Annotated in this window: 6 protein-coding genes; 4 read left to right on the top strand and 2 right to left on the bottom strand. The window is 60.0% G+C overall.

Annotation, left to right across the window (positions count from 1 at the left end; all coding sequences use genetic code 11):
• Together IRZ31_RS19495 and IRZ31_RS19490 are read right to left on the bottom strand one after the other, a co-directional pair.
• On the bottom strand, window positions 1-323 hold a 323-nt coding region (locus IRZ31_RS19495), incomplete at its 3' end, for a DNA methyltransferase (RefSeq protein WP_297156830.1).
• Between the two features lie 294 nt (window positions 324-617).
• Window positions 618-1,940, bottom strand: a complete 1,323-nt coding sequence (locus IRZ31_RS19490) for a TIR domain-containing protein (protein WP_297156828.1) — start codon at window positions 1,938-1,940, stop codon at window positions 618-620.
• Between the two features lie 566 nt (window positions 1,941-2,506).
• On the opposite strand from IRZ31_RS19490, the gene IRZ31_RS19485 reads away from it, so the two are divergent.
• From IRZ31_RS19485 to IRZ31_RS19470, 4 genes are all read left to right on the top strand, one after another.
• Complete coding sequence (locus IRZ31_RS19485) at window positions 2,507-3,730, top strand: hypothetical protein (protein WP_297156826.1); 1,224 nt, start codon at window positions 2,507-2,509, stop codon at window positions 3,728-3,730.
• A gap of 178 nt (window positions 3,731-3,908) precedes the next feature.
• Window positions 3,909-4,229 (top strand): hypothetical protein, encoded by a 321-nt coding sequence (locus IRZ31_RS19480; RefSeq protein ID WP_297156823.1) that lies wholly within the window; start codon window positions 3,909-3,911, stop codon window positions 4,227-4,229.
• A gap of 297 nt (window positions 4,230-4,526) precedes the next feature.
• The gene (locus IRZ31_RS19475) at window positions 4,527-5,192 is read left to right on the top strand and encodes a hypothetical protein (protein WP_297156820.1); all 666 of its coding nucleotides are present in this window, start codon (window positions 4,527-4,529) and stop codon (window positions 5,190-5,192) included.
• A 44-nt stretch (window positions 5,193-5,236) separates the two neighbouring features.
• Window positions 5,237-6,196: an aldo/keto reductase gene (locus tag IRZ31_RS19470; RefSeq protein WP_297156818.1), complete on the top strand. Its 960-nt coding sequence runs from the start codon at window positions 5,237-5,239 to the stop codon at window positions 6,194-6,196.
• The last annotated feature ends 30 nt before the right edge of the window (window positions 6,197-6,226 follow it).

The following is a 6,226-nucleotide window of genomic DNA, read 5'->3' as shown; positions in this document are numbered from 1 at the left end:
TTCGCCCTTGCGACCTGGACCAGGAAGGGATGGGCCTCCAGCCCAATGGCTTCCAGGCCCGTATACTCGGCCTCCAGCAGGACAGTTCCGGTGCCGCAGAAAGGATCAAGCACACGTCTGCGCCCCTGGCTTTGCTCGCGCTGCAGGAGCTGACGCACCCAGAGCGCGGAGAAGCCCGCTGGATAACGAAACCAGCGGTGCACAGGCAGACTCAGGTTGTCGACAAAGGTGCCGCTGCGTTCACGCCGCACCTCTACCGGCAGGAACTCCAGTTCGGGAAAAAGTGTTTCACAGGAATAGTGCTCTTGTACCACAGCTCTCACAACGGCCTCCCAGGTTGGTGGCAACCACCTTAACACCAGCCCTGGTCAGCATTGCTCCTCTCTAAGATCCAACATGCGTGCAGCTCGTCCTTAGTCTACCACAGAGAGGTCTCGCCACCGACCCGGCCCGATCCAACAGTACCGCGACGGCCTGATGCGGGGCCGAGGCTGTGACTCGGAGCGGGCCAGCAGGCTCGCCTTCCTTCCTTCTCCCGCCAGCGGGGCCAGCCCGGTGACCGGGCACCGGACCAGACCATCTGCCGCCGACAGGCAGCAAGACCAGCACCGACCAGGCTAGGAAGGCCTCAGACCTCCACTCCCGAGCACAGACAAGACGAAGCGGGCCGCATTCTCGGCAGCGAGGCGCTGGTTCTCCTCTTTGTTCTCGCTTTTGTGACCGTCGCCCCAATCGCAAATGGCCTTGACGACGATCCACTCGCAGCGCTCGCGCGTGGCCGCCGCATAGAGGCCGGCGCCCTCCATCTCGCCGCCGATGGCCTCGGGTTCAATGGCCAGCAACTGCCTGAGCAGGTCGGGATGATCGACAAGCTTCTCGCCACTCAGCAGCAGGCCGAAATGCGGCTCGGGTCCGTTCCAGTCCAGCGCTCCATCGCGGAAGCGCGCGAGCAGGCGCGGCGAGGCCGTGGCCCGGTCGCCACGAGGCCTTAGAACCATTTCACCACTGGCCCCAGCGCCAACGCGCTGCGGCTCGTAGCTCATGAGCTGCTTCGAGACCAGGATGTCGCCGAGCTGCTGCTCGCCAGGCCGCAGGCCGAAGGCAATTCCCACCATGATCACCGCTGCAGGCTTCAGTCTCTGAATAGCCTCGCTGACCGCCAGCGTCGCCCCACCAGCTCCCTGAGCGCCCATCTCAGTACGCAGCAACCAGGTGACAGTCCCCCCGATCTCGCCCAAGAAGTAGTAGGTTTCGATCCGCCCATACTCGCGCTCGAAGCGCGCTCCCCACTCCCTTTGAGCAATCTCACGCACGGCTTGCACTTCGACATCGGTGGCCGTCACGAGCAAGAGATCGCAGCGCCGGACGGAGGAGAGCGAGCCGCTGCGACCAGTGCCAGCCGACTCGCTCGCGCCGGCCTGGGCGACCGGCCTAAAGGATGCGGTAGGAGCCTCCCCTGGCCTGGCCTTCACATTTTCGCTGGCTGCCAGCTCCTCAGCCAGCTCGCGGATCTGTATGGCCAGCTCTTTCAGCTCCCTCTCTCGCTGCGCCAATGAGAGGGCATGCAGCGATTTTCCATTGGGAGGGAAGATATCCAGCTCGGCAAATGGCTCCTGCTCGTAGGCACACTCCCGTAGCTTCACAGGCAAGAGACGCACACGCTCAGGAGCGCGCTGGTGACGCTCCCAGGCAAGCTGCAGCAACTCCGGGTAGAACCTGTCCGTGAGCAGATCTGGACTGAGGAGAATCAGGACGATCTGCGCTTCGCTCAGACGCCGGCGCAGCTCTTCGCGAATCGACTGCCCCGCCCGCAGCTGCTGCGGCCCCCAGTCGCTGATGAGTTGGGCCGAACGCAGTGTACTCAGAAAGTTCTTGAGCTGCGCAAGCAGGCGTTCGTCCTCCTCGCTGCGAGAACAGAGATAGAAGAGATTAACAGGCACAAATCACCTCGCTTTCTCCTTCGCAAGGCCGCACAAGAATACCTATGGTATAGCCATAAGGCCGAGAAGCAGCACCAAGAACAGAGCAGAGAGCGCCGTTAAGCCTCAGCCCAGAGGCATAGACGAGACCCCGCTCGCTGCCCCGGCCCTTCTCTCTCTGAAGCATGCTGGCCCACATGCTTCTTACCTCATCCAGTAGGTCTATTACCTGGACCTATTGTACGCCAAAGACAACCGATTTTAAATCTATAGCCACTTTGTCTAAGGAGTATGTGCATGCTGTTAAATACTGCCTGCTTGTTCATGAAAATACATGATTAACAAAAAAGCAAGAATTGATGGTAACGCCATTTACAATAGAGCAAGCAACGTGTATTTTAGAGAAAAGTGCTATGAATCAATGAACTCCCCTGACAATAAGGAGTGAGAAATCCTTCGTTGATACTGGCCACATGATGGAGGAATAACACCCTCAGCGCTTCTCGTCAGGCTCTCGTCAGGCCGGCAGCCACAGCCTGACGAGACGAAACAGAAGGCATCTCTGATGGTGCAGAAAGGATTGCATCATGGGAGAGGTTCAAGAAGAACAAAGACGTGTGCTGATTATCACAGCCCTGGCGCTGGAAGCCCGGGCCGTTCAGAGTCACTTGCGCCATCTGCGCGTCCCCTCGTTCAGAGCAGACAGCCATTATGAAATTGGAGAGTTCCAGGATGCCTCGGGGAGCTGCCAGGTGATTCTGAAGGAAAGCGGGGCTCGGAACAAAGTCTGCTCCTCGGTGACAGCGCTGGCCATTCGAGAAACCAGGCCGCATCTGACGATGCTGATCGGTATTGCTGGCAGCCTGCGCGACGTCGTGCCAGGCGATGTCGTCGTCCCCGAGCTGGTCTATGACTATGAATCGGGCAAGGCCGACGACCAGCTGCTCCCTCGTCCGCGCACCTACCGCCCTGATTCAGGGCTGCTTGACCAGGCACGTACCATTGCTCGCAGCGAGCGCTGGCTGAAGCGCCTGCCGGCTCTCCCCAGGCGCAGGCCAGCCGTGGTCTGCAAGCCGCTGGCCGCCGGTGATCTCCTTATGCAGTCGCGGCAAGCAGAAGCATATAGATTCATTTGCACCTATTATAGTGACACTGTGGCCATTGCCATGGAGGATGCCGGTTTTCTGGAGGCCGCTTATCAGACCCGGACCCCGGCCATTGTGGTGCGCGGGATCTCCGATCAGCTCGATGACAAGTCCGAGCGCGACGCGCAGGGTTACCAGCAGCTGGCTGCCGCCCACGCCGCAGCCTTCGCTTTCGAGCTTCTGGCTCAGTGGCTGGCCTCTAGCAGGCAGCCAGCTTCGGAAAGCCCAAGCGCCGGCCCAGGTCCCGCAACAGCTACCGAGCTGGTTAGCTGCTCTCCATCTTTGGCAACCTTCCTGCAGCAGCTACCTGATTACGAGCAACTGCTGAGGGAAGCCATACACATCCTCTCGACTTTTCGTGTAATCTACAAAGATCAATGCCGGCAGTACTATCAACAGCTCCAGAAGCTCGATACACACCTGAAACAGGCTTTGATGGACCCTCCAGCCGATCTGGCACTGCGCTTGCGCCTCGATAATCTCTCTCGGGCCATCAAACAGCTCCAGCAGGCTGTCGAACACCTGCGCCACTGCTGCCCCCCCAACAGCTCCCGACAAGAGCAACGCGCTTATCAGGAGGCCCTCGAACAAACGCTTCAGGCACTTAAGGAGACCCTGGGGTGCATAGAGCGCCTCTACGAGTCTCTCAACAAGCGTCCTCCTTGAGTAACGACCCCTCCTGGGCTATAATGAGGCCCGCGGGCTGGTCAGGGTCCTGATCGCCCCGGGAGACTTCACTCCGGTGAGTATGTTCATGGTGAATGAGTCGAATATCTTCCTTTCTCCCGGCCAGGACGATGCAGAAGAATGGGCACGTCGGTACTTGCGCACAGCCAGGAGCTGCATGGAGAACATGCGTGCAGTCCTTCTTTACGAGGTCAATCCGCACGAGATCGGCATCGATACCTTGCAACAGTTCGACCACGAGTTGCGCAGCATCTATGCCAGACTTGATACAAATGCCATCCTCAAAGCTTTCCTCCGTAACGTCGATGTGATCATCGCCGCTATTGAGGACGCTAAGATTGGTATCAATCTCGCTATCGATCTGCAAAATATGCGCCAGACGTACGAGAATCGAAAACGCCTCTACCGTGAATACAAAAATATCGCTAATGCGCTCTCCTACGCTATCGATTGCCTCCAGACATTCTCTCCACATTGATTTGAAAATCTGTTCAAATATTTTTTATGCATTCTTTACGGCCCCCGTGGTAATATGGTAGTAGCTACAGACTCCACCTCGTAGATAAAGCCTGCAGATTGTGAGCAGATTGTGAGCTAGAGCGGGCGACTGGCCAGTCTGAACAGCAGAGGCATGAGGTTAGGGGGAAGGTTGTGCGTCTATGTGAGTGGCGTGGTCCGCTGCCCTAGAACGGCCCGCTTGTCATGATTGGGCTGGCTCTATGCCGTTTCGACTATCCAGGCTAGCGCACCTGAAGCGAGAGGAGGGAGGTCCGCTTTGAATGACTCGCCTGGCAGGCCATCGGGGTTGTTTTCTACCCCGACTACCGTGCACTCGCTCGATCAGTTCCGCCAGACCCTGAATCATTACCTGGCTGTCATTGGCCAGCAGCAAGAGGTGCTCTTGTCGGAGTACATCGCCCTCCGGGGCCAGGCCCGCCTCCGATTGGACCAGCGACAGCGACAGCACCTGCAGCGCCTGCTGAGCCAGTATCAAGAGCAGCTGCTGTCGTTCCGCGGCCTGCTGGAGCAGCCGCAGGCGCTCCCTGACGAGGTTGTTCCCCTCCGCTATTTGCCCTTGCTCTTCTCGCAGAATGCCGAGAGCCAGACACGTCATCTGCTCGATCTGCTCACTGCTCTTCCTTCCGTCGAGCAAGAGCGCGCTCCGGCCCGGCAGCGGCGGCAGCAGCAGCAGCAGGCGCTCCTGCAGAGCTGGGAGCAACTGCTTCACTACTACGAGGAGCTGGCTTTTCACACGCGCGCTCTCTCCGACCAGACTCGCTTTCTGCTGCGCCGTCTCAGTCTCGAACGGCGGGAGATGGCTCCTTCTCAGGAGAGTCATGGCGATCGTCAGCCAGCCTCGGCTCAGCCGGATGAGGCACCGGTCGCTGTTCTGCCTGGCAAGCAGGCAGTCCAAGCAGACACGGAGGTCGAAAAGCGCTAGGGAGGCTCTTGCCTTGAGAGGTGCGGTGCGCGACAATAAGAAGTATGGAGTACCGCACACTTGGACGAACCGGCTTGAAGGTCTCGCGCCTCTGTCTGGGCACCATGCAATGGGGCTGGACGGTCGATGAGCCAACAGCCTTTGCCATCATGGATGCCTTTGTTGAGCGCGGAGGCAATTTCTTCGACACCGCCGACTTCTACGCGCGCTGGATTCCCGGCAAGCGCGGCGGCGAGTCTGAGGAGATCATTGGGCGCTGGCTGCATGCACGTGGCAACCGCAGTCAGGTGGTGATTGCCACCAAGGTCTATCATCCTATGGGCGAGGGGCCAAACGAGCGCGGCCTCTCGCGCAAGCACATTATAGAGGCCGTTGAGGCTTCGCTGCGCCGCCTGCAGACGGACTACCTCGATCTCTACCTGGCCCATGTCTTTGATGCGGAGACGCCGATTGAGGAGACGCTGCGCGCTTTCGACGACCTGCAGCGCAGCGGCAAGGTGCGCTATATCGGTGCCTCCAATTATCCCGCCTGGCGCCTGGTCGAGGCGCTCTGGTGCGCGCGCTATGAGCACACGGCGCGCTATGAGGTGCTGGAGCCGCACTACAACCTGGTTCACCGCGCCGAGTTTGAGCAGGAGCTGCAGACGATCTGCCAGCAGTATGGCCTGGGAGTGATCCCCTACAGTCCCCTGGCCGGTGGCTTCCTCGGCGGCAGCTACCGCCGCGGTGAGGGTCGCCAGAGTGCGCGCGCCGCTGCTGTCTTGGGTCGCTACGATCAAGAGCAAGCCTGGCGCACTCTGGAGGCGGTGCAGGCCATCGCCGGGGAGACCCAGACTACGCCCGCGGCGGTCGCTCTGGCCTGGCTCCTGGCCCAGCCGGCGGTGACCGCTCCCATTATTGGCGCCAGCCAGCCAGCTCATCTGGAGGATGGCTTTGCCGCCCTGGCGCTGCAGCTCACCCCGGAGCAGCTAGCCCGCTTGAGCACCGTCTCGCAGGGCCTCTAGCCAGCCCTCGACTGAGCGCTTCCAGCGAGC

This window comes from Thermogemmatispora sp. (genome assembly GCF_019683635.1).
In the GTDB taxonomy this organism is placed as follows: Bacteria; Chloroflexota; Ktedonobacteria; order Ktedonobacterales; family Ktedonobacteraceae; genus Thermogemmatispora.
This window is presented reverse-complemented; position numbering and strand designations above follow the sequence as displayed.

Coding starts and splice junctions, on each gene's coding strand:
- IRZ31_RS19485 (WP_297156826.1), top strand. CDS start 2,507: ATGGGAGAGGTTCAAGAAGAACAAAGACGTGTGCTGATTATCACAGCC.
- IRZ31_RS19480 (WP_297156823.1), top strand. CDS start 3,909: ATGGAGAACATGCGTGCAGTCCTTCTTTACGAGGTCAATCCGCACGAG.
- IRZ31_RS19470 (WP_297156818.1), top strand. CDS start 5,237: ATGGAGTACCGCACACTTGGACGAACCGGCTTGAAGGTCTCGCGCCTC.